This window comes from Pseudomonas sp. Tun-23181, assembly GCF_057415455.1.
The window spans coordinates 1857556-1882237 of the sequence record NZ_CM171630.1 but is presented as its reverse complement, the minus strand read 5'-3'; the positions used below and the strand labels follow the sequence as shown (position 1 = coordinate 1882237).

Below are 24682 nucleotides of genomic sequence, written 5' to 3'. Positions count from 1 at the left end.
GGCCCACTTTTAGCAAAGGTGTAGTTGCGATGAAACGTGTAGGTCTGATCGGTTGGCGCGGTATGGTCGGTTCCGTGCTCATGCAGCGGATGCTGGAGGAGCAGGATTTCGACCTCATCGAGCCGGTGTTCTTCACCACCTCCAATGTCGGTGGCCAGGGGCCGAACGTGGGCAAGGACATTGCTCCGCTCAAGGACGCCTACAGCATCGAAGAGCTCAAGACCCTCGACGTCATTCTGACCTGCCAGGGCGGCGACTACACCAACGAGGTCTTCCCCAAGTTGCGTGAGGCCGGCTGGCAGGGTTACTGGATCGACGCCGCTTCGTCCCTGCGCATGCAGGATGACGCGGTGATCGTCCTCGACCCGGTCAACCGTAAGGTGATCGACCAGCAGCTCGATGCCGGGACCAAGAACTACATCGGCGGTAACTGCACCGTCAGCCTGATGCTGATGGGCTTGGGCGGCCTGTTCGAGGCTGGCCTGGTCGAGTGGATGAGCGCCATGACCTACCAGGCGGCCTCCGGTGCCGGCGCCCAGAACATGCGCGAGCTGATCCGCCAGATGGGCGGCATCCACGCGGCGGTGGCCGATGACCTGGCCAACCCGGCCAGCGCCATCCTCGACATCGACCGCAAGGTCGCCGAAACCATGCGTGGCGAGGCGTTCCCCACCGAGCACTTCGGCGTGCCGCTGGCCGGCAGCCTGATCCCGTGGATCGACAAGGAGCTGCCCAACGGCCAGAGCCGCGAGGAGTGGAAGGCCCAGGCCGAGACCAACAAGATCCTCGGCCGTTTCAAGAGCCCGATCCCGGTCGATGGCATCTGCGTGCGCATCGGTGCCATGCGCTGCCACAGCCAGGCGCTGACCATCAAGCTGAACAAGGACGTGCCGCTGGCCGACATCGAAGGCATGATCAGCCAGCACAACCCTTGGGTGAAGCTGGTGCCGAACCAGCGCGAGATCAGCATGCAGGAGTTGAGCCCGACCAAGGTCACCGGTACCCTGAACATCCCGGTAGGCCGTCTGCGCAAGCTGAACATGGGGTCCCAGTACCTGGGGGCCTTCACCGTCGGCGACCAGTTGCTGTGGGGCGCTGCCGAGCCGCTGCGGCGTATGCTGCGGATCCTGCTGGAGCGTTGATCGTTCCGGTTTGATCGGAAAAACCGCGCTAGAGATAGCGCGGTTTTTTTGTGTGCGCCAGGCATGGCGCGTTGCGCGTAAGCGCAACCCGTTTGGCTGTGGTGGCCAAATGGGTGACTTGGAGGTGAAAGTCCTCTACACACCCGGCAAGGGGAAGTGTTAGCCAGAGGCAAGGGTGTCGCAGGTGACTGCGAATCTGAAGGAAGCCGAGGCAAAATGCTGGCCTGACGAACAGGAAGCGGATAGAGGCGGCACAGCGGGGTGAGGTGGCACAAATCGCCGAAGCCCGATACTTGCACAGAACACTGTGACGTAGATCCGACAGGCATAAGCAGGAAGGTCGCGCGAATTACCCTGGGAGATCTGCACGTTTGCCACTGTGCTACCGAGCGTCGAGAGGCGGCGGGATGAGCGTGCAGAAGTCAGCCGAAGCCGTAGTAAGTGGCGGTTAACCGCGCCACCAAGGGCCGAACAGGTTATGCCGCCAGTAGGCGTCACTGTCTGGTTGGTAGTCGAAATGCAGAAATTTCCCAAAACGGAAACAGTTATTCAGAGTCCCGGCCAGAAGCCGGGGATGGTGTCTGACAGCGCAGAGGTATCGGCGGCGTCAGTGGCGTGGACGAACGCGGAGCCGGACATGCTGATGGAGCAGGTGCTAGCACCGGCCAACCTCAAGCGTGCGTATCAACGTGTGGTCAGCAACAAGGGAGCGCCGGGTGCCGATGGCCTGACGGTCGCAGACCTGGCGGGCTACGTGAATCAGTATTGGCCGATCCTCAAAGCCAGGTTGCTGGCAGGTGAGTACCATCCCCAGGCAGTGCGAGCGGTTGAGATTCCCAAACCGCAGGGCGGTACACGGCAACTGGGAATCCCCAGCGTCGTGGACCGCCTGATCCAGCAAGCCTTGCAGCAACAGCTCACGCCTATCTTCGACCCACTGTTCTCGGACTATAGCTACGGCTTTCGTCCGGGCAGAAGTACGCATCAAGCCATCGAGATGGCTCGCGTGCATGTGACAGCGGGGCATCGCTGGTGCGTGGAACTCGATCTGGAGAAGTTCTTCGATCGAGTCAACCACGACATCCTCATGGCCTGCGTCGAGCGCCGGGTTGAGGATAAAAGCGTGCTCAGACTCATCCGTCGCTACCTCGAAGCAGGGGGCATGTCGGGCGGCGTCGTCAGCCCGCGGCAGGAAGGGACGCCTCAAAGCGGTCCGCTCTCGCCGTTGCTGACGAACATCCTGCTCGACGAACTCGACCACGAGCTGGAACGGCGGGGCCATCGCTTCGTACGCTATGCCGATGATGCGAACATCTATGTGCGCAGCCCTCGGACCGGCGAACGGGTGCTGGCCAGCGTCGAGCGCTTCCTGAGCCAACGCCTGAAATTGACGGTGAACAGGAAGAAGAGCCAAGTGGCAAGGGCGTGGAAGTGCAACTACCTGGGCTATGGGATGAGCTGGCATCAACAGCCGAAGCTACGTGTGGCGACGATGAGCCTGGAGCGCCTGCGCAACCGGCTTGCAGAACTGCTACGTGGAGCGCGGGGCCGGAAGATGGTAGGAACCATCGAGCGGTTAAACCCTGTCCTGCGAGGCTGGGCGAGCTATTTCAAGCTCAGCCAAAGCAAAAGGCCACTGGAAGAACTGGACGGCTGGATCAGGCACAAGCTGCTCTGCATCCTCTGGCGCCAATGGAAGCGGCCCTCGACGAGGGCGGGCAACCTGATGCGCCTGGGGCTGAGCGAAGAGCGTGCCTGCAAATCGGCCTTCAATGGTAGAGGCCCATGGTGGAACTCGGGCGCGTCGCATATGAATCAGGCGTTGCCGAAGAAACTATGGGATCGACTCAGACTGGTCTCGATACTGGATACGATCAATCGGCTTAGCCGTATAACCTGAACCGCCGTGTACGGAACCGTACGCACGGTGGTGTGAGAGGACGGCGGGTGCGAACCCGCCTCCTACTCGATCCGTGCAGGCCCTATGTTCGCGGTTTGTGGCAATGGCAAGCCGGCGAAATCACCCCCTACAGTAGCCATGAATTTCAATCTGGGTGTGATCGGGCGCTGTGATGGCTCTTTAAACGTTCGGCAACGAGACCCAAAATCAGCGGCGCTGTCCCCAGGAACACGGAAAAAATACCGAAGATGATCGCAGCTGAGCTGCTGTAGTGTTCAGTGAGCATGCCTGCGACGGGTATAGCGGTAATCATTGAAAGTTTGAACAAAGCACTGGTAATGCCAGTGACTCTGCCGAGAGCTGCAGCAGGTAGCAATTTCTGCCTAAGTGTCCAGACGGCAATTACGATATAGGAACCGAAAAAACCGACAAGGAAGGATGAGGAGAAAAATGAGCTGTGTGTTTTCAGGATAAGCGGCAGGCTGCCAGAAGCAGCCAGGAATAGACTGCACAGCACCGCTAGGCTACGGTTGCCAAAAATACTGATTATCTTCGAGGCCGTCACGCCGGACAGGATTGAGCCCAAGGCAAAGGCGATCAGGATATGAGGGACATCCTGAGTCATGAAGAGACCGGCTTCTGCTGCATTGACAAGAACATATAGCAAATAAACTCCGGTAAACGCATTGTTGCCCATGACGACGTAGACGAGATGAAGCAAAGGCTTGTTGTCGATCAAAATACGTAGGTTCCGCAGGAAACTCTCGCTAGCCTGGGAGGGCGGTTGAGATGGAGCGGCGTATAGAGCAAAGTGGTAGAGAACGCTCGAGATACAGAAGCAGACGGCAATGCCCATAAAGCCACTTCTGGGGTTGTTTGAAGATAACAGTAGAGAAGCGACAAGGGGAGCAGCGATCAGGGCAGTGTTCTCCGCTACCAGTAGTGTGGAATTTATCTTAGATAGTTGCGCGGGACTGGTGATACTTGGCATTACCGAGGCGCGTAAGTTATTGAGTGCATAGGTTCCCACCGATACGACCGCAAGGAAGAAAAAAGTTTCACTCAGCGTCTGATCGGGCAGTCGAACGCTATAGCCGGCAGCAACTGCGCTAAGCACAGTTGCAATGGTGCATCCGAGGTTTCGCTTGTTGAAGTGGTCTACTAATATACCAACACAATACCCGAATATCACCGGCCCAATGTAGGCCGTCGCGCGTAAAAATGACGCAGTTATACTTTCGCCGCCGTTGAAGATGAACTGCAGTGGTGTATAGATGAAAAGGGTCTGTGTGCTAAAAACCTCAAGAGCGAAAGCGGAGACGAGAAAGCGGGGGGCGTTGGAGTTAGTCATGGGCGAATTTTATCTTCAGGAATCTCAGAAAAGTCAGCTGGCTGATGAGTGGTATGTAGATCTGGTACGGATCGAAGTAAATCAATTATCGAGCAGCAGAGTGGGCCATAATAGCCGTCGCGATGCATTCGAGTATGGTTTCTGTCTTGCACGATAATGCTCCTGTCTGTCAAGTCGAACGATGGAGAAATGACATGCATGCTTCTCTCCCCTCTCATAATGCCTCTTTAATCGTGCACTATTTTCAGTGTGGTCTTACTGTTTTACAGGAATTTTCTTACAAAGGCCGGATTGTATATTTTTCATATGATTGGCCCCGGGCCGTCCTAGAGAGGTGAAGTGATCCAGCATTTACAGGGGGCAGCGTGGTGCTCGATAAATTTTTGTCAATCAATGAGTCTTGGAGTGTTCTGTCAGGACTTGGTGAGGGTCGTGATAGGTATGAGGTTGGCGTTATATTCACATGAGGGAGGAGGTTTTTTGTCACAAGTTGGTGACAATGGGCTTTGGCTGTGGGTATTTGTAAGAAAATGAAACGAGGGGTTGTTTTAATGCTGAGGGCTGGCTAAGACTAGTTGGCGAAGCATGTGCTAAATAACAACTAGTGGGGTGCGCAATGCCTAGGTCGTCGCTTGCGGGAAATTTCCGACAAAACTTGTTTAATGGCAAGCTGGATTTGATCCTAGAGGCACATAGTGGCTTATCAGCCAGGATAGTAGAGGAAGCAGGATTTTCGGCTATATGGGCCTCGGGGTTGTCCATCGCGTCGGCTCTAGGGCTTCGCGACTGTAATGAAGCATCGTGGAGTCAGGTTGTCGAAGTAACTCAGGCTATCCATGATGTTGTGAATATTCCAATACTATTTGATGGTGATTCGGGTTTTGGAAACTTCAACAATGTCAGGCATATCGTAAAAAGACTTTCCAATTATGGTATTGCTGGGATTTCATTGGAGGATAAGAGTTTTCCAAAAATGAATTCTTTTGTTTCTGGTGATCATGTGTTGAGCTCGGTGGAAGAGTTCTGTGGGAAAATAAAAGCTGCGCAGGACACAAAGTGTGATGATCGCTTTACAGTTATTGCTCGCACTGAGGCCTTGATTGCTGGCCTGGGCGTGGATGTCGCCTTGAAGAGGGCGGAGCAATACCACGAGGCAGGTGCGGACGGAATATTTATCCATTCCAGAGCTCGGGACGCGCAGGATGTGGTGGAGTTTGGACGACGTTGGCAGGGGCGATCGCCGCTGGTCGTGGCGCCAACTACCTATATTGATACTCCTCTAGCCTTGCTTGAACAAGTGGGAGTATCCATTTACATCTGTGCGAATCAATTAATGCGCGCATCTGTCCATGCTATGCGCAGGGCGGCACGGCAAATCCGCCAGGATAACAGCATCAGCACGATCAATTCAGATATTTCGCCACTTGCAGACGTGTTTTCTTTGCTGGATTACGATGAATTGAAGATTGCTGAGCGTATATATGCCCGATAATAACCTGGAGTTGCGTACGGCCTTGCGAACTCTTCAGGTGGTGATGGATGCTTGCGCAAATATAAAACTTACTGAGGGTGGAAGCGTCTTGGAGCACTCTCTGTGGTCTGCTCAGCAGGCGATGGTAAGGAGGGAGAGTAAGGTTATTGTTGTTGCTTCGCTGTTTCACGATGTTGGACATTATATTTGTTCTGGAGACCCTGAGCTTACTGATTACTCCAGAGATCGTGAGCATGCTGCGTTAGGTGCTGCCTGGTTGAGTCGATGGTTTCCCTCTGAGGTTTGTGCACCTATTGCATTGCACATCGATGCTAAGCGTTACCTGGCAACAGTAGATGTTGCTTACTATCAACAGCTTGGATTGGGCTCGGCGCAAAGCCTTGAACATCAGGGAGGGGTAATGTCGCCTGATGAGATTCAGAATTTTCGTTCGGCAGAGCATTTTAAAAGCGCACTGCTTATTAGGGAGTTCGACGATACACCCTATAGAGGTGAAAAGCTATGGCCTTACTCTTGGTATGAGCATGTTGTCATTTCAGTTATGAGGTGAATATGGTCAGGGTGAAAGTTGATTCGCATGTGCATTTGTTGTTGAAAAAGAAGCAAAAAAATCCGGACTGGGAGGTGGTCAGGCAAGTGATAGGTGCGGCAAAAATTAATGAGTTAGACGCAATCTGTGTTACTGAGCATATTGAGGCTGATGCTTATGATGCCCTAATGCACGGATTATTTTTAGAAAATAAGTTAGAAGCTAATTTTCACGACGATGGTACGCTAATTTGCCAAGGTGTTGGGGTGTTTCCTGGCGCTGAACTGGAGCTTGCCAATAGAATGAATGTTGGCGTGCATACGGATTTGTATGTCTTGATGTCGTTGAACCGTAGGCCAGGATTTTACACGTTGGAAACTCTTCATGACGCCCTAGTGAAACGGGGAAGACCCTTTAAATTGGTAGCGCATCACATCTTTTGGCCTGGAAAGACCTGCGATGATCTAAATGCATTAAAGCGATGCCTGAATGCAATCGAGGTACCCGCCAAGGACCTCGCTAACGTGCAGAAATATTTGGAGCTTGCGAGGCTGCTAAGGCTCCAGACCACTGGTGGGTCTGATGCGCATACTTTCATTCAGGTAGGGGCATGTCATACGGTGTTCCAATTGCAGGACCATGAAGAATACTGTACTGCGAAACATTGGATAGAAAGCCAGCGGACCGATCACTCGTATGGTGATCATTCTTCACGTTTGGTATCTATGTCTTATATGTATCGTCAGACACTGGTTGAACAGCAAAAGGAGAGTTGAGATGAGTGGTGGTAAAATTTCTATCCGTATGTCTCGCCTAGAAGATATTTTGGCGACAAGGAAGATGACGATGTCGCATGTGCAGGACTTAAATTTCGACTCGGAGTGTGTATATTTTGAGAGTATTGAGCAGCTACAGAGGCTTGCGGAGTATTTGTCCGTGCCGCTTAGTGAGTTTTTTGTGGGGTACACCGAGAGCGACTTAGATGAGGGGGTGAAAATTGCTAGGCGAAGCAACTCTTTTAAATGTGAGGAGGTCAGGGGTGGCGTGCATTGCTATACATACGAGCATCTGGTGACGACCAATCAGGATCCTAGCCTTATGGCTCTGCGGTTAGATTTGCATAGTGATGTGCTGCAGCCCTTGCATTTGAATAGAGGGCATATTTCGAAAGAGGTCGTCTACGTAACAAGAGGGACGGTGAGAGTGCAGTGGTTGGGAGGTGATGGTGAGTTAAAAGAAAGTGTCTTGAGTGATGGTGACTCTATTTTTATATCGCCAAATGTTCCGCATAGTTTTGTTAATGATGTGGCTGGGCAGCGGTCAGAGATCATTGCTATTAACTACGGTTGAGAAAGGGTTTCTAATTTCTCTCATGGGTAATGTTTTGTGGGTGTCGATAGGCTTTTTTGAACGGGTGAGCCTGATTTTCAATGGTGCTCGTCTGTGTTGAGGAAGCTGGGGGATCCCGCGCAAGATGGGGCGCTCTGGGTTTTCGTTGAGCTTAACTCCTTGCGCTCACGATATGACAGCGCCCTTGCGTCGTTGCAGAAAATTTTGATGCATTCATTGCAGGAGTTTTTATGAATGATGCAGTAGGTTTTATTGGTTTAGGTCGAATGGGGCAGGCCATATGTCAGCGCTTGATGAACAGTCGAGTGCCAATCCATCTCTACAACCGCACCCAGGAGAAGTCACTTGACCTTGTTCGACAAGGAGCAGTATGGGTACCTGATATGGCATCTCTCGCGGGTATGGTAAGAGTTGTCTTCGTTTGTACAACTGGCAGTGAAGCTCAACATGAGATCTATCACTCTCCCAGGAAGGGACTTCTTTCGAATATGGTCGCTGGAAGCACCGTGGTTGATCTAAGCACGGTCGCTCCCGAATCGGCAGTGGCATTACATGCATCATTCAGGGCGCAAGGGGTTGATTACATCGAATCCCCTGTTTCGGGTGGCGTCGAGGGGGCACTGAATGGCACGTTGAGTGCGATCGTGTCGGCTAGGCCTGCGGCTTATGAGAGGGTGTACCCTCTGCTTGGAACCTTCTGCGAGGCAGTTACCTACGTGGAGAGGCCCGGCAAGGCTCAGCGCTTGAAGATCCTCAACAACTTGGCTGAGAGCATTAATCTCGCGGGTGCTATTGAGGTAATTAGCCAAGGGGCCGCTTTAGGCCTGGACCTGAAATCATTGGCTGACGTTTTCACCTCTTGCCGAGGACGCTCTGCATATATGCAGGTCGCTTTGGACTACGCCTTGTCTGATGGGGCCTCCAGCAACGTCAGTCTTGCCACTCGCTGCAAGGATCTCGATTTGGCGCAGGCGCAATTACCTGTTGGGCAGCGATATCCAGTTTCATCAATGGCGATGGAGGTTTTTCACAGGGTTAGGAGATCCTGCGGTGATGAAGGCGACCAGTGCCAGTATTTTTCCTTGCTGTCCTATAACAACGCACGGAGCACGTTATGAAAATTCGTGATGATGTAGTTATTGAAGACACTACGCTGCGCGATGGGGAGCAAGCCCCTGGCGTTTCTTTTGACAGAGCCACCAAGCTGAAAATATTCGATGCGCTGGTTGCCGCGGGCGTCCAGTGGATAGAAGGTGGAATAAATGCGATGGGGGGCAGCGAAAGCCGTACCTTGCATGAGATGCTGGAGCGCACCCAGGGTACGGAAACTCGCTTGGTTGGCTGGAATCGGGGGGTGAGGGCCGACGTGAAGAGTACCCTAGACATGGGCTATCGTCACATCCATATCGGGCTACCGACTTCTGAGATCCACCTTAAGGATAGTGTTAACAAGCCCAGGGATTGGTTGCTAGACCAAGCCTGCGAGCTGGTCGACTACGCAAAGCAACGGGGCGCATTTGTTTCGATCAGTGCCGAAGACGTTGGTCGGTCCGAACTTTCCTTCGTTATTGAGTATGCTGGTCGTATATACGAGGCAGGGGCTGATCGGCTGCGGCTATCCGATACTGTCGGGATACTGACTCCTGAGCAATATCATCGCGTGGTCAGGGCCGTAACCGCCGCGACACCTATCGACACCCAATGCCATGCGCACAATGATTTCGGACACGCTGTCAGTAACACGATCTCCGGTTTGCTAGCGGGAGCGCGATATTTTCACGTCACCGTAAACGGTATTGGGGAACGGGCAGGTATGCCTGATCTTGCACAAATGGTGATGTCTCTGAAGATTCAGTATGGCGTCGACCTAGGTATCAAGCTTGAAAAGCTCCGGTCCCTGAGCGAGGTCGTGGCTGTGGCCACGGCCACGACCATTCATCCTTGGCAGCCGGTGGTTGGGAGCAATGTGTTTGCACATGAATCAGGCATTCATGCCAAGGGCTCTTTGAGTAATGGCAAAGCGTTCGAGCCATTCTCGCCTGAGCTGATGGGGCGTCAAAGGGAAATTGTAGTTGGTAAGCATTCTGGACGAGCCTCCTTGAAATATGCGCTCAGCCAGCTGGAGATAGATTGGTCGGAAAAAGATTTGAGCAGGCTTTTGCAACTAGTGCGGGAGGTATCGATGATCAAGTCTCGTGCCTTGAGTCTGGCCGATCTATCTATGCTCTATTCGGCAATTAAATCGTAGAGTAGGGGCATTTCCATGAAGACTGCCCTCATAGTGGCGAAAGGTGCTTTAAAGCGATTGCTGAGCGCCCGCAAGATAAGCCTCAATAGCGCTCGAGATTTATATGAGGAGGTGAGCGGTGGGCTACAGATGAGTTTCGACCAGCTCCATAGCCTTGCCACACTTTTGAATGTCTCGCTGTCGCATGTGATACAGCAACTCGACTCCGCAGATGGCGATCTTAAGGACCATGTGAAAATCTGCAGTGGGCAGATCCGCTTCGACCGGTTGAAAAGGGTGGAGGGCGAACCCGCGTATTTCTACCGGCACGTAATGAAAACGTCGGCCGACAAGAATCTCATGGTGCTCAGGACTTCTCCATTGTTTACCTCTCCCGACAAAGCGCCTGTGAACAAAGGGCATCAGGCAAAGGAGTTTGTCTATGTCCTGTCCGGGGCGGTGGGGGTGCTTTGGTGCAATAAGGTAGGTGAGCGGCGCGAGGATGTGTTGGCAGTCGGTGATTCTATCTTTATAGATGCGTGGGTCCCTCATGCCTTCTACGCACTTGAGTCAGGTTCGCAGATACTCGCAGTCGATTACACCTGACGCTCAGCCTGGTAGAAGTGCCTGAGCAGGTGTAAACCTATTTCAGGACTAGACAGGCTGTCTATGGTCTTACCCGTGAAGAGGGCATCACTGACAACCCTGTTCCTCTCTCTACAATCCGAGTAAAGTGCCGCCCCCCCGCCGTCTGAGCAAAAGGATTCCCCTCTATGACCCAGCCCATAGACATCGCCATCGTCGGCGCCACCGGCAGCGTCGGCGAAACCCTCGTGCAGATCCTCGAGGAACTCGATTTCCCGGTAGGCACCCTGCACCTGCTGGCCAGCATGGAGTCGGCGGGCAGCAGTGTGATGTTCGCCGGCAGGAAGCTGCGCGTGCGCGAGGTCGACAGCTTCGACTTCGCCCAGGTCAGGCTGGCGTTCTTCGCCGCAGGCCCGGCCGTCAGCCGCAGTTTCGCCGAGAAGGCGCGGCAGGCGGGATGCTCGGTCATCGACCTGTCCGGCGGCCTGGACCAGGCCCTGGCGCTGGTGCCCGAGGCCAACGGCGAGCAGCTGGCGCAACAGCCTCTGCCCGTGCTGCTCGCCAGCCCCAGCGCCGCTGCCGTTGCCCTGGCCGTGGCCCTGGCGCCGCTCAAGGGCCTGCTCGACATCGAACGGGTCCAGGTGATGGCCTGCCTGGCGGTTTCGTCCCAGGGCCGGGAAGCGGTCAGTGAACTGGCCCGGCAGACCGCCGAGCTGCTCAATGCCCGCCCGCTGGAGCCGCGCTTCTTCGATCGGCAGATGGCGTTCAACCTGCTGGGCCGCGTCGGCGGCGCCGATGAGCAGGGCCATACGGCCCTGGAACGCCGTCTGGTCGGTGAGCTGCGCGTGCTGCTGGGCATGCCGGCGCTGAAGATTTCCGTGAGCTGCGTTCAAGTCCCGGTGTTTTTCGGCGATAGCTTCAGTGTGGCGTTGCAGAGCCGCCGCGCGGTCGACCTGGCGGCGGTCAACGCGGCCCTGGAGGCGGCCGAGAGCGTCGAGCTGGTCGAGCCGGACGATTATCCGACGCCCGTTGGCGACGCAGTGGGGCAGGACGTGGTCTATGTTGGTCGTGTACGCCATGGCATCGACGAAGATCAGCAACTCAACCTCTGGCTGACCACCGACAACCTGCGCAAGGGAGCGGCGCTCAACGCCGTGCAGGTGGCCCGATTGTTGATAAAACATATGGCGTAAAAGATACTGGCGAGCACTTTGTCCTGCGCCATTCGCAGGTTTCGGGACGATTCTTACAAGGGAAGAGGTCATGCTTCGAATTCGCAAACTGGTTCTGGCCATGGCGGCAGCCTCGGCGCTGTCGTCCGGCATGGCGAATGCCCTCGGGTTGGGTGAGCTGACCCTCAAGTCGGCGCAGAACCAGCCGTTGGATGCCGAGATCGAGCTGCTCGACGTGCGCGACCTTACCGCCGCCGAAGTCGCACCGAGCCTGGCGCCACCTGAAGAATTCGCCAAGGCGGGGGTGGCCTATCCGTCCTATCTCGAGGACCTGACCTTCACCCCGGTGATCAACCCCAATGGCAAGAGCGTGCTACGGGTGACCTCCAGCCAGCCGCTGCCAGCCCCGGTGGTCAAGTTCCTGGTCCAGGTGATGTGGCCCCAGGGCCGTCTGCTGCGCGACTACAACGTGCTCCTGGACCAGGCCCAGGCACAGGGCGAACAGGCGGGGGCAGACAGCATCGCGCCTGCGCTGAGCGGGGCGGGCAGCTACACCACCAAGCGCCGCGACACGCTCTGGCAGATCGCCGCGCGTCATACACAAGGGGGCTCGGTCCAGCAGACCATGCTGGCGATCCAGGCCCTGAACCCGGACGCCTTCATCGGCAACAACATCAACCAGCTCAAGGTCGGGCAGGTCCTGCGCCTGCCCGACCAGCAGCAGATCCAGGGCATTCCCCAGGGCGAGGCGATCAGCGAGGTGGCCGAGCAGTATGCCGCCTGGCGCGAGGGCCGGCGCCTGGGCCCACCCGCCCGCCAGCTGGACGCGACCCGGCGCGGCGCGGCCGAGGCGGCGCCGGCGCGTATCGCCCAGGGCGATAACCTGCGCCTGGTCAGCCCAGGCAACCAGGCCGGTGCGCAGGATGCCAAGGCCCTCAGCGACCAGCTGGCCGTGGCCCAGGAGAGCCTGGACACCAGCCGCCGCGACAACGAAGAACTCAAGAGCCGCATGGCCGACCTGCAGAGCCAGTTGGACAAGCTGCAGCGCCTGATCGAGCTGAAGAACGACCAGCTGGCCCGCCTCGAGGCGCAAGGTGGGGCCGGGCAGACCCCGCCGCCGGCTGCGTTGCCTGGCGAACCTGCACCCGCGCAGCCGCCCGCCGAGGCCCAACTGCCCCCAGCCGAGCCAGAAGGCGAACCTGCGCCGCAGGCGGCTGCCGAGCGTGAGGCCGGGCAGCAGCAGGGCGTGCTCGACGAGCTGCTCGGCAACCCGGTGCTGCTGGGGCTGCTGGCCGGTTCGGCGTTCCTCGTCCTGTTGTTGCTGTTGCTGCTCCTGGCACGCAAGCGCAAGGCCCAGCAGGAGGCCGAGAAGCACCTGCGCATGGCTCGGGCGCTGGCTGAGGAAAGCGAGCGCAGCCCAGACCTGGACCTGCCTGCGGGCAGCTTCGACGGGCTGGATGTGTCGGCGCCGAGCGTGAAGCTGGCGCCGGCCGTGGTGGCGGCGTCGGCAGCCGCCGCGGCGGCTGCCGAGAAGCCTGCCGCACAGACGGTGCAGGCCGCTGCGCCAGTGGTTGCGCCGGCCGAGCAGGACCTGACTGGCCAACTGCTGACCGAGGTCGAGCAGAGCCTGGCCCGTGGCCGCTTGAATCATGCCGCCGATCTGCTGGAGCCAGCGGTGGCCGCCGAGCCCCAGCGCAGTGATCTGCGCCTGAAGCTGATGGAAGTCTACGCTCGCCAAGGCGACCAGACCGCCTTCGCCGAGCAGGAACGCCAACTGCCGTCTTCCGAGCAGAACAAGGCGGTGGTCGATTCGCTCAAGGAGCGTTTCCCGGCGATGCTCGGCATTGCCGCCGCTGGCCTTGGCGCTGCGGCGCTGGCGGCCGAGATGGATGAGCAGTATGTCCAGGAACTGCTGCAGGACAGCGACCTGAAGCCGACTGTCGAGGAGCCGGAGCCCGTCGCTGAGGCAGCGCCATCCCCTGAGCCCGGGGCGGAGCCAGAGGTGGTCGATGAAGCGCCGGCGACCGAAGAGGACGACCTGGACAGCGCCTTCGACCTGAGCCTGGGTGACGACCTGCCGGTGGAGGATCCGCTGGATCCACCGATGCTGGACACGGCAGAGGCGCAGGTCGATGAGCAACAGGCACAAGAGGCTGCCGAGCCCGAGCCTGAGTCAGTGGCCAGCGAGACCGATGCCGACGCCGATGCCGATTTCGAGGCGCTGCTGGCCCAGGCCCAGGTCGAGCCGCAGACCCAGGACGACCTGGCTGATTTCGACCTCGACGTCGGTGAGCCTGCCGCTGCGGCGCCCACCGAGGATGAGCCGGTGGATGTGGCCGCGGAACTGGCTGCCTTCGACGAGATCCCCGAGTTCGACCCGATCTCCGAGCTGGAGCTGCCGGAGGACTTCGACCTGTCCCTGTCGCTGGACGACGACTCCCAGGCGGCCAAGCACTTCGCCTCGGAGCTGGACGATGTCAACGCCGAGCTGGACAAGCTGTCGCAGAACCTCGAGTCGCCTTCGCTGGAGCCGCACTTCACCGCCGAGGACGCGGCGCGCGAACCCGAGCCGCTGGACGACCTGGACTTCGACTTCTTCTCCGGCACCGACGAGGTCGCCACCAAGCTCGACCTGGCCCGCGCCTACATCGACATGGGCGACCACCAGGGTGCCCGCGACATCCTCGATGAAGTGGTCAAGGACGGTAGCGACGACCAGCGTCAGGAAGCCGAGGAGATGCTCTCGCGTTTGGTGTGACGCCTGCTGGTTGCGTGTAGCGGCCTTGTGGCTGCTGCGCAGCCGATCGCGGGCAAGCCCGCTCCCACAGGGGGGGCGTTGCCTTTTCGGCTTCTGTTCCCTGCGCGACAGCGCAGCCCGAAGGGCTCGGTGATCTCCCACAGGGTCTTCTGCGGAACACCTGATGTGTGAACACCGCCGGCCCCTGTGGGGCTTGCCGGCAATGTCCGCCCAGGCACCGCCGTTGCCGCTATAATGCCCGCCTTCCCGTTTCACCCACAGGTTTCGCTTCCTTGGACATCAACGACAACGACACGGCCGAATCGGCGGCCGAAGGCTACTCCCGCATCGCCCTGGGCGTGGAATACAAAGGCTCGCGCTACCGCGGCTGGCAGCGCCAGGCCAGTGGCGTGCCCAGCGTCCAGCAGGCCCTGGAGCAGGCGCTGTCGAAGGTGGCCGACTCGCCGGTCTCTGTGGTCTGCGCCGGGCGCACCGATGCAGGTGTGCATGCCTGTGGCCAGGTGGTGCATTTCGATACCCGGGCCGTGCGCGACGAGCGCGCCTGGACCATGGGCACCAACTTCAACCTACCCCACGACATCAGCGTCACCTGGGCACGGCCCATGCCCGCGGACTTCCATGCCCGCTTCAAGGCCACGGCGCGGCGCTACCGCTATGTCATCTACAACGACCCGATTCGCCCCGCGCACCTGGCCGAGGAGGTGACCTGGAACCATCGCCCGCTGGACATCGCGCCCATGGCCGAGGCCGCCAGCTTTCTGCTGGGCACCCATGATTTCAGCGCGTTCCGCGCCAGCCAATGCCAGGCCAAGTCGCCGGTCAAGCACATCCATCACCTGCGCGTCACCCGCCATGGCCGGATGATCGTGCTGGACGTGCGCGCCACCGCTTTCCTGCACCACATGGTGCGCAACATCGCCGGCGTGCTGATGACCATCGGCGCCGGCGAGCGCCCGGCCACCTGGGCCCGCGAGGTACTGGAAGGGCGCAACCGCCGCGAAGGCGGGGTGACCGCCCATCCCTACGGCCTGTACCTGGTGCAGGTGGAGTACCCGGAGACGTTCGTCCTGCCGCAACGTTACATCGGCCCACACTTTCTCACCGGCTTCGAAGCGCTGGCCGACTGACGGGCGAAACGTCATTTGCTAACATCCGGCCTTTCACCGATCACTCAGGGTTCGCTTTCCATGAGCAACGTTCGCAGCAAGATCTGCGGAATCACCCGCGTCGAGGACGCCCTGGCCGCGGCCGAGGCCGGCGCCGACGCCATCGGCCTGGTCTTCTACGCCAAGAGCCCACGCGCGGTGGACGTGCGTCAGGCGCGGGCGATCATCGCCGCGTTGCCGCCTTTCGTGACCACGGTCGGGCTGTTCGTCAATGCCACCCGCTGCGAACTCAACGAGATTCTCGAAGCGGTGTCGCTGGACCTGCTACAGTTCCACGGCGACGAAACCCCGGCCGACTGCGAAGGCTACCAGCGCCCCTGGATCAAGGCCTTGCGGGTGCGCCCCGGTGACGATCTCGAGGCCGCTTGCCGGCAGTATGCCGGCGCCCGCGGCATCCTCCTGGATACCTATGTGCCCGGCGTGCCCGGCGGCACCGGCGAGGCGTTCGACTGGTCGCTGGTGCCTGCTTCCCTGAGCAAGCCGATCATCCTCGCCGGCGGGTTGTCGCCGGACAACGTCGGCCAGGCCATCGCCCAGGTGCGCCCGTTCGCGGTGGATGTCAGCGGTGGTGTCGAGCAGGCCAAGGGCATCAAGGATGCGGCGAAGATCGAGGCCTTCCTGCGTGCGGTGAAGCAGGCGTGACAACGGATGTGACGGCGGGGCGCGCGCCATCGTCCATAGCTTTCGCAGCCCGGTGCTGCCAGGCCCGCCCTTGCGGCGGGCTTTTGCAGGGCGCCGGCATGACAGATTGACGATGGCCCGGCTGCCTGGCCGGCCCCGCCCCGTGCGGGCCCCGGAGCCGGTCCATCATCGTTTCATTGAAGAACATGAGCTCAAGGGCAGGGCATGGCCGGCCAGACTGGTCCCCGCCCGCCGATACTGGAGAAAGAAAGCATGAGCAACTGGTTAGTCGACAAACTGATCCCTTCGATCATGCGTTCCGAGGTGAAGAAGAGCTCGGTGCCTGAAGGCCTGTGGCACAAGTGCCCGGCCTGCGAGGCCGTGCTGTATCGTCCGGAGCTGGAAAAGACCCTGGATGTCTGCCCCAAGTGCAACCACCACATGCGCATCGGCGCACGCGCGCGCATCGACATCTTCCTCGATGCCGAAGGCCGTGCCGAGCTGGGCGCCGACCTGGAGCCGGTCGACCGCCTGAAGTTCCGTGATGGCAAGAAGTACAAGGACCGCCTGGTCGCTGCCCAGAAGCAGACCGGCGAGAAGGACGCCCTGGTGTCGATGAGCGGTACCCTGATGGGCATGCCGATCGTGGTCAGCGCCTTCGAATTCTCCTTCATGGGGGGCTCCATGGGCGCCATCGTCGGCGAGCGCTTCGTGCGTGCGGCCAACTATGCCCTGGAGCATCGCTGCCCGATGGTCTGCTTCTCCGCCTCTGGCGGTGCGCGCATGCAGGAAGCGCTGATCTCGCTGATGCAGATGGCCAAGACCTCGGCCGTGCTGGCACGCCTGCGCGAAGAAGGCATTCCGTTCATCTCGGTGCTCACCGATCCGGTCTATGGTGGTGTGTCCGCCAGCCTGGCGATGCTCGGCGACGTCATCGTCGGCGAGCCCAAGGCGCTGATCGGCTTCGCCGGCCCGCGAGTGATCGAGCAGACCGTGCGCGAGAAACTGCCGGAAGGCTTCCAGCGCAGCGAGTTCCTCCTCGAGCACGGTGCCATCGACCTGATCATCTCGCGCGGTGAACTGCGTCCGCGCCTGGCTCGCCTGCTGGCGCAGATGACCGGTCAGCCGACGCCGGCAGAAGCCCTCGAGGCGGCTGCCGTCGCGTGATGAGCCCACGTACTCTGGGCGACTGGCTCGCCTACCTCGAGCAGTTGCACCCCTCGGCCATCGACATGGGCCTGGAGCGTTCGCAACAGGTGGCTGCGCGGCTCGGGCTGGGCAGGCTGGCACCCCGGGTGGTGACGGTCACCGGCACCAACGGCAAGGGCTCGACCTGCGCCTTCGTCGCCGCGTTGCTCCAGGCCCAGGGTCTCAAGGTCGGCGTCTATGCCTCGCCGCACCTGCTGCGCTACAACGAGCGGGTGCGCATCGATGGCGTCGAGGCCGGCGATGAGCAGCTGTGCCAGGCGTTCGCCGCGGTCGAGGCCGCGCGTGGCGAGATCTCCCTCACGTACTTCGAGATGGGGACCCTGGCGGCGTTCTGGCTGTTCCAGCAGTCGGCGTTGGATGCCGTGGTGCTCGAGGTCGGCCTGGGCGGGCGGCTGGATGCCGTGAACCTGGTGGATGCGGACCTGGCGCTGGTCACCAGCATCGGGGTCGATCACGCCGACTACCTGGGCGACAGCCGCGAATCCGTGGCCTTCGAGAAGGCCGGGATCTTCCGCCAGGGCAAGCCGGCCCTGTGCGGAGACCTGGAGCCGCCGCAACCGCTGCTGGACAAGGCCCGCGAACTGGCCTGCCCGTTCTTCCTGCGCGGCCGTGATTTCGACCTGGCCAGCACCGACCAGTACTGGCAATGGCGCGGCAGCAAGGCCGATGGCCGTGTCGTGGAGCTGCACGACCTGCCGCTGCTCGACCTGCCGATGGAAAATGCAGCCTTGGCCCTGCAGGCCTACCTGCTGATGGATCTGCCCTGGGAGGCCGGGCAGATTCGCCAGGCCTTGCTGTCGACCCGCGTCACCGGTCGCCTGGATCGCCGTGTGCTGCACTGGCAGGGCAAGCGCCTGGAGCTGCTGCTGGATGTGGGGCACAACCCCCATGCCGCGCAGTACCTGGCCCAGCGCTTGGCCGCACGGCCCGTCGGCGGGCGGCGCCTGGCGGTGTTCGGTCTGCTCGCCGACAAGGATCTCGAAGGCGTCGTCGCGCCGCTTGAGGGGCTGGTCGACCACTGGGCGGTGGCGCCGTTGGATACCCCGCGCAGCCGGCCGGCTGCGGAGCTGGCGGCAGCCTTGACGAACCTGGGTGCCTCGGTGAAGTCTTATGCCAGCGTCGATGCTGCCCTGGAAGGGCAGTGCGCGCAGGCGGCGGCGGATGACCAGATCCTGCTGTTCGGTTCGTTTTTCTGTGTCGGCCAGGCCCTGGAATGGCTCGAGCGGCAGGCCCCGGAGGGTGGAGTAGATGGCAGTGCTGGATAAAGGGATGAAGCAGCGCATGGTCGGTGCGCTGGTGCTGGTGGCGCTGGCGGTGATCTTCCTGCCGATGCTGTTCACCCGCGAGGATGAGATGCGCCAGGTGCGCGTCGAGGCGCCCGAGGCGCCGGCCATGCCAAGCCTGCCCCAGGTGCAGGTCGAGCCGGTTGCGGTGCCGGAGCCCCAGCCGTTGCCGGAGGCGCCGGAGCAACCGCCGGTGGTCATCGACGAGTCTACCGGGCCAATGACGACGCCAAGCCAGCCGATCGCGCCGGCCCCGTCCGCGCAAGCGCCGGTCGCCAAGTCGCCAGCCCCGGCGCCGAAGACCGAGAACCGTCCGGCACCTGCGGCAACGGCCACTGCCCCCAAGCCGGCCACGCCCTCCAGGATCGACGCCAACGGCCTGCCGGTGAGCTGGTCGATCCAGCTGGCCAGCCTGTCCAACCGCGCTGGCGCCGACAACCTGCAGAAGACCTTGCGCAGCCAGGGCTACAACGCCTACATCCGTTCCGTCGATGGCATGAACCGGGTGTTCGTCGGGCCGCTGGTCGAGCGCGCCGAGGCCGAGCGCCTGCGCGATGTGATCAACCGCCAGCACAACCTCAAGGGCTTCGTGGTGCGCTTCCAGCCGGAGCGCAGCTGAGCTGCACGACAACTGCCCTGCAGGGCGCACTGCCCCTTGTAGGAGCGGCCTTTCCGGGGCACCGGACCGGCAAGGCCGCTCCTACAAGGGTTCGCGTAAACCCGACATTCCGCTTACCCCCAGCCCGCCGCTCTGGTAAAATGCGCCGCCTCAAACGTCTGTAGGCAACACCGTGGCATTTACCTGGGTTGATTGGGCGATCATCGCGATCATCGCCATTTCCTCACTGATCAGTCTCAAGCGCGGCTTCGTCAAGGAAGCCTTGTCCCTGCTCATCTGGATCATTGCCGGTGCGGTCGCCTGGATGTTCGGCGGGTCGCTGTCGCAGTACCTGGAAAGCTACATCCAGACACCCTCGGCGCGCATCATCGCCGGCTGTGCCATTCTTTTCGTCGCCACCCTGCTGGTGGGGGCCATGATCAACTTCCTCATCGGCGAGCTGATCCGCGTGACCGGGCTGTCCGGCACCGATCGTTTCCTCGGCATGGCCTTCGGCGCCGCGCGGGGGGCCTTGCTGGTGGTGGTGGCCATCGGGCTGTTGAGCCTGGGGCCGGTACAACAGGACCCGTGGTGGCAGGAATCGCGCCTGATACCACAATTTCTATTGGTCGCTGACTGGTCGAAGAACCTGATCCTGGGGTTCACCAGCCAGTGGATGTCCAGTGGGATCAGCGCACCGGCTGATCTTCCGTTCCAGGAACAGTTGCTCGGGCCCAGCAAGCCCTGAGCGCTTTTCACTCAAGTTTCATCAAAGTAGGGGTTGCGTCGCATGTGTGGCATCGTCGGTATCGTCGGTAAGTCGAACGTCAATCAGGCGCTGTATGACGCGCTAACCGTGCTCCAGCACCGCGGCCAGGACGCTGCCGGTATCGTGACCAGCCACGACGGCCGGTTATTCCTGCGCAAGGACAACGGCCTGGTGCGCGACGTCTTCCAGCAGCGCCACATGCAGCGCCTGGTCGGCCACATGGGCATCGGCCACGTGCGCTACCCGACCGCGGGCAGCTCCACCTCGGCCGAGGCCCAGCCGTTCTACGTCAACTCGCCCTATGGCATCACCCTGGCGCACAACGGCAACCTGACCAACGTCGAGCAGTTGGCCAAGGAGATCTACGAGTCGGACCTGCGCCACGTCAACACCAACTCCGACTCGGAAGTGCTGCTGAACGTGTTCGCCCATGAGCTGGCCGTGCGCGGCAAGCTGCAGCCGACCGAGGAAGACGTGTTCGCCGCGGTTTCCCACGTGCACAGCCGCTGTGTCGGTGGCTATGCCGTGGTGGCGATGATCACCGGCTACGGCATCGTCGGCTTCCGCGACCCCAATGGCATCCGCCCGATCGTCTTCGGCCAGCGCCACACCGACGAAGGCGTCGAGTACATGATCGCCTCGGAAAGCGTCGCACTGGACGTCCTCGGCTTCACCCTGATCCGCGACCTGGCGCCGGGCGAAGCGGTGTACATCACCGAGGAAGGGCAGATGCACACCCGCCAGTGCGCGAACAATCCGAAGCTTTCGCCGTGCATCTTCGAGCACGTCTACCTGGCCCGCCCGGACTCGATCATGGACGGCGTCTCGGTGTACAAGGCGCGCCTGCGCATGGGCGAGAAGCTGGCCGAGAAGATCCGCCGCGAGCGTCCGGACCACGACATCGACGTGGTCATCCCGATCCCCGACACCAGCCGCACCGCGGCGCTGGAGCTGGCCAACCACCTGGGCGTCAAGTTCCGCGAAGGTTTCGTCAAGAACCGCTACATCGGCCGTACCTTCATCATGCCCGGCCAGGCCGCGCGCAAGAAGTCCGTACGCCAGAAGCTCAATGCCATCGAGCTGGAGTTCCGCGGCAAGAACGTGATGCTGGTGGACGACTCGATCGTGCGCGGCACCACCTGCAAGCAGATCATCCAGATGGCCCGCGAAGCCGGGGCGAAGAACGTCTACTTCTGCTCCGCGGCCCCTGCGGTGCGTTACCCCAACGTCTACGGCATCGACATGCCGAGCGCTCACGAACTGATCGCCCACAACCGTACCACCGACCAGGTGGCCGAGTTGATCGGCGCCGACTGGCTGGTCTACCAGGACCTGCCTGACCTGATCGAATCGGTCGGGGGCGGCAAGATCAAGATCGAGCATTTCGATTGCGCGGTGTTCGACGGTGAATACGTCACCGGCGACATCGACGAAGCCTACCTGGAGCGCATCGAGCAATCGCGCAACGACGCGGCCAAGGTGAAGAACCAGGCCGTCAGCGCGATCATCGACCTCTACAACAACTGATTTGGGAGCGACGGCATGACGGATCAATGGGATGCCGGGCGACTGGACAGCGACCTCGAGGGTGTCGGTTTCGACACCCTGGCGGTGCGCGCCGGTCAGAACCGTACACCGGAGGCAGAGCACAGCGAAGCGCTGTTCCTGACCTCCAGCTATGTCTTCCGCACCGCCGCCGATGCGGCCGCGCGCTTTGCTGGCGAGACGCCGGGCAACGTCTACTCGCGCTACACCAACCCGTCCGTGCGCGTCTTCGAGGAGCGCCTGGCGGCGATGGAAGGCGCCGAGCAGGCCGTGGGCACCTCCACCGGCATGGCGGCGATCCTTGCCGTGGTCATGTCGCTGTGCAGCGCCGGCGACCATGTGTTGGTGTCGCAGAGCGTGTTCGGTTCGACCATCAGCCTGTTCGAGAAGTACTTCAAGCGTTTCGGCGTGCAGGTGGACTACGTGCCACTGGTCGACCTGGCCGGTTGGGAAAAGGCCATCAAGGCCAATACCAAGCTGCTGATCGTCGAGTCGCCATCCAACCCGCTGGCGGAACTGGTGGATATCGCCGCGCTGGCCGAGATCGCCCACGCCCGCGGCGCCATGCTGGTGGTGGACAACTGCTTCAGTACCCCGGCGCTGCAGCAGCCGCTCAAGCTCGGCGCTGACATCGTGTTCCACTCGGCGACCAAGTTCATCGACGGCCAGGGCCGTTGCATGGGCGGCGTGGTGGCCGGGCGCAGCGAGCAGATGAAAGAAGTGGTGGGCTTCCTGCGTACCGCAGGGCCGACCCTCAGCCCATTCAACGCCTGGATCTTCACCAAGGGCCTGGAAACCCTCAAGCTGCGTATGCGTGCGCACTGCGAAAGCGCCCAGGCGCTCGCCGAATGGCTGGAGCAGCAGGAGGGCGTGGAGAAGGTCCATTACGCCGGCCTGCCAAGCCACCCGCAGCACGAACTGGCCAAGCGCCAGATGAGCGGCTTCGGCGCGGTGGTGAGCTTCGAGGTCAAGGGCGGCAAGGAGGGCGCCTGGCGCTTCATCGACGCCACCCGGATGATCTCCATCACCACCAACCTGGGTGACAGCAAGACCACCATCGCCCACCCGGCCAGCACCTCCCACGGTCGCCTGACACCGCAGGAGCGTGAGGCGGCGGGTATCCGCGACAGCCTGATCCGCGTTGCCGTCGGCCTGGAAGACGTCGCCGACCTGCAAGCCGACCTGGCGCGTGGGCTGGCGGCGCTGTGATCGACTGGAAGGGCGGCGAACCGGACCATAACGGTCGGGTAGCCCTGGTCACCGGTGCCGCGCGCGGCATTGGCCTGGGCATCGCCGCCTGGCTGATCTGCGAAGGTTGGCAGGTGGTGCTCAGCGACCTGGATCGCCAGCGTGGCGCGAAGGTGGCCAAGGCCCTTGGCGACAACGCCTGGTTCGTGACCATGGACGTCGCAGACGAGGCCCAGGTCAGTGCCGGCGTGGCCGAGGTGCTGGGGCAGTTCGGCCGCCTGGATGCGCTGGTGTGCAACGCGGCGATCGCCAATCCGCACAACCAGACGCTCGAAAGCCTGTCGCTGGCCCAGTGGAACCGGGTGCTGGCGGTCAATCTCAGCGGCCCGATGCTGTTGGCCAAGCACTGTGCGCCGTATTTGCGCGCCCATGGCGGGGCCATCGTCAACCTTGCCTCGACCCGTGCCAGGCAATCGGAGCCGGACACCGAGGCCTATGCCGCGAGCAAGGGTGGCCTGGTGGCGCTGACCCATGCCCTGGCCATGAGCCTGGGCCCGGAGATTCGCGTCAACGCCGTCAGCCCGGGTTGGATCGATGCACGCGACCCTGCCGAGCGGCGCGCCGAACCCTTGAGCGAGGCCGACCATGCCCAGCATCCAGCGGGCAGGGTAGGGACCGTGGAAGACGTCGCTGCCCTGGTGGCCTGGCTGCTGTCGCGCCAGGCGGGGTTCGTCACCGGCCAGGAGTTCGTGGTCGATGGCGGCATGACGCGCAAGATGATCTATAGCTGAGCCAAGCGGCAAGAAGGGACCGAGAAGGTCCCTTTTTCGTTTTTATGGATCTAGCATCGACGGGGAGGGCAGCGGGCTTTTTCTTGCCGCTTGCTGCTCGACGCTTGCTGCTTGTTTGAAAAAAAATTCAATGGGGCTATTGACTTAGCTCCGGTACCTGCGTAAATTTCGCGGCCTCAGCGAAGCAAACGCACCAACGGGTGGTTAGCTCAGCCGGGAGAGCATCTGCCTTACAAGCAGAGGGTCGGCGGTTCGATCCCGTCACCACCCACCACTTCCTGAGATTGTTCCTGACCCAGGCCGATTCGTACGATGAAGCCAATTGAGAGGAACCGGACGCAAGTCCACAATGCGCAGCGGTAGTTCAGTCGGTTAGAATACCGGCCTGTCACGCCGGGGGTCGCGGGTTCGAGTCCCGTCCGCTGCGCCACTTTTCTTCAGATGGGTGCTGGTCACCGGTCTGGGGTCTGAAGAACCGGCAAGGTCTTCAGGCCAGATCCCAGTTTCAATCAGGCGCAAGCCTGAACGATACGCAGCGGTAGTTCAGTCGGTTAGAATACCGGCCTGTCACGCCGGGGGTCGCGGGTTCGAGTCCCGTCCGCTGCGCCATCTTCGCTTCGAGGCCCTTGAACTTCTCGAAGCAACACAAGAAGCGATCGAGCATCGCTTTTTTTGTGCCTGCCTTTTGTGCGATCGCCGCTGGAAGGTCAGATCCCAGTTTCAATCAGGCGCAGGCCTGAGCGATACGCAGCGGTAGTTCAGTCGGTTAGAATACCGGCCTGTCACGCCGGGGGTCGCGGGTTCGAGTCCCGTCCGCTGCGCCATCTTCGCCTCGAGGTCCCTTGAACACCTCGAAGCTCGCCAGAAAGCGACCTCAGGGTCAATGCCGGTCAGTTAAGACTTTCAGTTGTCATTTGGGGCGCGAAGCGGCCCCAAAAATGACAAAGCGCCGCTTAACTGACTGACATTAACCTCAGCGTCGCTTTTTTGCTTTCCGAGGCAGCTT

The 24682-nt window shown here is 60.6% G+C and carries 21 protein-coding genes and 4 tRNA genes; 24 read left to right on the top strand and 1 reads right to left on the bottom strand.

The features are described from left to right. Positions 1-29: 29 nt before the first annotated feature. Both asd and ltrA read left to right on the top strand, forming a co-directional pair. The gene (gene asd / locus ACDI39_RS09175) at positions 30-1142 is read left to right on the top strand and encodes an aspartate-semialdehyde dehydrogenase (protein ID WP_225787027.1); all 1113 of its coding nucleotides are present in this window, start codon (positions 30-32) and stop codon (positions 1140-1142) included. Positions 1143-1620: 478 nt separating this feature from the next. Then, on the top strand, positions 1621-3042 hold the full coding sequence (gene ltrA / locus ACDI39_RS09170) for a group II intron reverse transcriptase/maturase (protein ID WP_486538455.1): 1422 nt from the start codon (positions 1621-1623) through the stop codon (positions 3040-3042). 145 nt (positions 3043-3187) lie between these two features. Here the strand turns inward: ltrA and ACDI39_RS09165 are convergent, their stop codons facing one another. Beyond that, the gene (locus ACDI39_RS09165) at positions 3188-4393 is read right to left on the bottom strand and encodes an MFS transporter (RefSeq protein ID WP_486538453.1); all 1206 of its coding nucleotides are present in this window, start codon (positions 4391-4393) and stop codon (positions 3188-3190) included. A gap of 616 nt (positions 4394-5009) precedes the next feature. Between ACDI39_RS09165 and aepX the strand changes: the two genes are divergently transcribed. The 22 genes from aepX to ACDI39_RS09055 all read left to right on the top strand — a co-directional run bounded on the left by aepX (position 5010) and on the right by ACDI39_RS09055 (position 24500). Beyond that, a complete protein-coding gene (gene aepX / locus ACDI39_RS09160; protein ID WP_253080432.1) occupies positions 5010-5885 on the top strand; it encodes a phosphoenolpyruvate mutase in 876 nt (291 codons plus the stop codon). After that, on the top strand, positions 5875-6435 hold the full coding sequence (locus ACDI39_RS09155) for an HD domain-containing protein (RefSeq protein ID WP_253080431.1): 561 nt from the start codon (positions 5875-5877) through the stop codon (positions 6433-6435). Before aepX ends, ACDI39_RS09155 begins: the two co-directional genes overlap by 11 nt. A 2-nt stretch (positions 6436-6437) precedes the next feature. Next, on the top strand, positions 6438-7190 hold the full coding sequence (locus tag ACDI39_RS09150; protein WP_486538450.1) for a PHP-associated domain-containing protein: 753 nt from the start codon (positions 6438-6440) through the stop codon (positions 7188-7190). A 1-nt stretch (position 7191) separates the two neighbouring features. Then, entirely contained in the window at positions 7192-7764 is a 573-nt protein-coding gene (locus tag ACDI39_RS09145) for a cupin domain-containing protein (RefSeq protein ID WP_486538448.1), read from the top strand. A gap of 230 nt (positions 7765-7994) precedes the next feature. Continuing rightward, a complete protein-coding gene (locus tag ACDI39_RS09140; RefSeq protein ID WP_486538446.1) occupies positions 7995-8882 on the top strand; it encodes an NAD(P)-dependent oxidoreductase in 888 nt (295 codons plus the stop codon). Beyond that, positions 8879-10012, top strand: a complete 1134-nt coding sequence (locus ACDI39_RS09135; protein WP_486538444.1) for a homocitrate synthase/isopropylmalate synthase family protein — start codon at positions 8879-8881, stop codon at positions 10010-10012. Before ACDI39_RS09140 ends, ACDI39_RS09135 begins: the two co-directional genes overlap by 4 nt. Before the next feature lie 15 nt (positions 10013-10027). Beyond that, positions 10028-10597: a cupin domain-containing protein gene (locus ACDI39_RS09130; protein WP_486538442.1), complete on the top strand. Its 570-nt coding sequence runs from the start codon at positions 10028-10030 to the stop codon at positions 10595-10597. Between the two features lie 167 nt (positions 10598-10764). Further along, complete coding sequence (locus tag ACDI39_RS09125; RefSeq protein WP_225787026.1) at positions 10765-11769, top strand: aspartate-semialdehyde dehydrogenase; 1005 nt, start codon at positions 10765-10767, stop codon at positions 11767-11769. Between the two features lie 70 nt (positions 11770-11839). Next, positions 11840-14506 (top strand): FimV/HubP family polar landmark protein, encoded by a 2667-nt coding sequence (locus tag ACDI39_RS09120; protein WP_225787025.1) that lies wholly within the window; start codon positions 11840-11842, stop codon positions 14504-14506. Positions 14507-14778: 272 nt separating this feature from the next. Beyond that, on the top strand, positions 14779-15633 hold the full coding sequence (gene truA / locus ACDI39_RS09115) for a tRNA pseudouridine(38-40) synthase TruA (RefSeq protein ID WP_225787024.1): 855 nt from the start codon (positions 14779-14781) through the stop codon (positions 15631-15633). Positions 15634-15693: 60 nt separating this feature from the next. After that, positions 15694-16314, top strand: a complete 621-nt coding sequence (locus ACDI39_RS09110) for a phosphoribosylanthranilate isomerase (RefSeq protein ID WP_225787023.1) — start codon at positions 15694-15696, stop codon at positions 16312-16314. Positions 16315-16566: 252 nt separating this feature from the next. Further along, positions 16567-17460, top strand: a complete 894-nt coding sequence (gene accD / locus ACDI39_RS09105; protein ID WP_225787022.1) for an acetyl-CoA carboxylase, carboxyltransferase subunit beta — start codon at positions 16567-16569, stop codon at positions 17458-17460. Continuing rightward, a complete protein-coding gene (gene folC, locus ACDI39_RS09100; RefSeq protein ID WP_253080969.1) occupies positions 17460-18767 on the top strand; it encodes a bifunctional tetrahydrofolate synthase/dihydrofolate synthase in 1308 nt (435 codons plus the stop codon). Before accD ends, folC begins: the two co-directional genes overlap by 1 nt. Continuing rightward, positions 18751-19404: an SPOR domain-containing protein gene (locus tag ACDI39_RS09095; RefSeq protein ID WP_225787020.1), complete on the top strand. Its 654-nt coding sequence runs from the start codon at positions 18751-18753 to the stop codon at positions 19402-19404. The genes folC and ACDI39_RS09095 overlap by 17 nt, the downstream gene beginning before the upstream one ends. 172 nt (positions 19405-19576) lie before the next feature. Beyond that, entirely contained in the window at positions 19577-20131 is a 555-nt protein-coding gene (locus tag ACDI39_RS09090; protein ID WP_225787019.1) for a CvpA family protein, read from the top strand. A 42-nt stretch (positions 20132-20173) separates the two neighbouring features. Next, positions 20174-21679, top strand: coding sequence for an amidophosphoribosyltransferase (gene purF, locus ACDI39_RS09085; RefSeq protein ID WP_253080971.1), 1506 nt, complete (start codon positions 20174-20176; stop codon positions 21677-21679). Between the two features lie 15 nt (positions 21680-21694). Then, positions 21695-22906 carry an O-succinylhomoserine sulfhydrylase gene (locus tag ACDI39_RS09080; RefSeq protein ID WP_225787017.1) on the top strand — a complete coding sequence of 404 codons (1212 nt, stop codon included), beginning with the start codon at positions 21695-21697 and terminating at the stop codon, positions 22904-22906. Beyond that, positions 22903-23676 carry an SDR family oxidoreductase gene (locus tag ACDI39_RS09075; RefSeq protein ID WP_225787016.1) on the top strand — a complete coding sequence of 258 codons (774 nt, stop codon included), beginning with the start codon at positions 22903-22905 and terminating at the stop codon, positions 23674-23676. The genes ACDI39_RS09080 and ACDI39_RS09075 overlap by 4 nt, the downstream gene beginning before the upstream one ends. A 198-nt stretch (positions 23677-23874) precedes the next feature. Continuing rightward, positions 23875-23950 (top strand) — tRNA-Val (locus ACDI39_RS09070). Positions 23951-24029: 79 nt separating this feature from the next. Continuing rightward, positions 24030-24106, top strand: a tRNA-Asp gene (locus ACDI39_RS09065). A 102-nt stretch (positions 24107-24208) separates the two neighbouring features. Continuing rightward, positions 24209-24285: transfer RNA gene (locus ACDI39_RS09060), tRNA-Asp, on the top strand. Positions 24286-24423: 138 nt separating this feature from the next. Continuing rightward, a tRNA-Asp gene (locus ACDI39_RS09055) sits at positions 24424-24500 on the top strand. Positions 24501-24682: the final 182 nt, after the last annotated feature.

Excerpts from the sequence above, each read along its gene's own strand:
- asd (WP_225787027.1), top strand. The coding sequence starts at position 30 with ATGAAACGTGTAGGTCTGATCGGTTGGCGCGGTATGGTCGGTTCCGTG.
- ltrA (WP_486538455.1), top strand. The coding sequence starts at position 1,621 with ATGCCGCCAGTAGGCGTCACTGTCTGGTTGGTAGTCGAAATGCAGAAA.
- ACDI39_RS09165 (WP_486538453.1), bottom strand. The coding sequence starts at position 4,393 with ATGACTAACTCCAACGCCCCCCGCTTTCTCGTCTCCGCTTTCGCTCTT.
- aepX (WP_253080432.1), top strand. The coding sequence starts at position 5,010 with ATGCCTAGGTCGTCGCTTGCGGGAAATTTCCGACAAAACTTGTTTAAT.
- ACDI39_RS09155 (WP_253080431.1), top strand. The coding sequence starts at position 5,875 with ATGCCCGATAATAACCTGGAGTTGCGTACGGCCTTGCGAACTCTTCAG.
- ACDI39_RS09150 (WP_486538450.1), top strand. The coding sequence starts at position 6,438 with ATGGTCAGGGTGAAAGTTGATTCGCATGTGCATTTGTTGTTGAAAAAG.
- ACDI39_RS09145 (WP_486538448.1), top strand. The coding sequence starts at position 7,192 with ATGAGTGGTGGTAAAATTTCTATCCGTATGTCTCGCCTAGAAGATATT.
- ACDI39_RS09140 (WP_486538446.1), top strand. The coding sequence starts at position 7,995 with ATGAATGATGCAGTAGGTTTTATTGGTTTAGGTCGAATGGGGCAGGCC.
- ACDI39_RS09135 (WP_486538444.1), top strand. The coding sequence starts at position 8,879 with ATGAAAATTCGTGATGATGTAGTTATTGAAGACACTACGCTGCGCGAT.
- ACDI39_RS09130 (WP_486538442.1), top strand. The coding sequence starts at position 10,028 with ATGAAGACTGCCCTCATAGTGGCGAAAGGTGCTTTAAAGCGATTGCTG.
- ACDI39_RS09125 (WP_225787026.1), top strand. The coding sequence starts at position 10,765 with ATGACCCAGCCCATAGACATCGCCATCGTCGGCGCCACCGGCAGCGTC.
- ACDI39_RS09120 (WP_225787025.1), top strand. The coding sequence starts at position 11,840 with ATGCTTCGAATTCGCAAACTGGTTCTGGCCATGGCGGCAGCCTCGGCG.
- ACDI39_RS09110 (WP_225787023.1), top strand. The coding sequence starts at position 15,694 with ATGAGCAACGTTCGCAGCAAGATCTGCGGAATCACCCGCGTCGAGGAC.
- accD (WP_225787022.1), top strand. The coding sequence starts at position 16,567 with ATGAGCAACTGGTTAGTCGACAAACTGATCCCTTCGATCATGCGTTCC.
- folC (WP_253080969.1), top strand. The coding sequence starts at position 17,460 with ATGAGCCCACGTACTCTGGGCGACTGGCTCGCCTACCTCGAGCAGTTG.
- ACDI39_RS09095 (WP_225787020.1), top strand. The coding sequence starts at position 18,751 with ATGGCAGTGCTGGATAAAGGGATGAAGCAGCGCATGGTCGGTGCGCTG.
- purF (WP_253080971.1), top strand. The coding sequence starts at position 20,174 with ATGTGTGGCATCGTCGGTATCGTCGGTAAGTCGAACGTCAATCAGGCG.
- ACDI39_RS09080 (WP_225787017.1), top strand. The coding sequence starts at position 21,695 with ATGACGGATCAATGGGATGCCGGGCGACTGGACAGCGACCTCGAGGGT.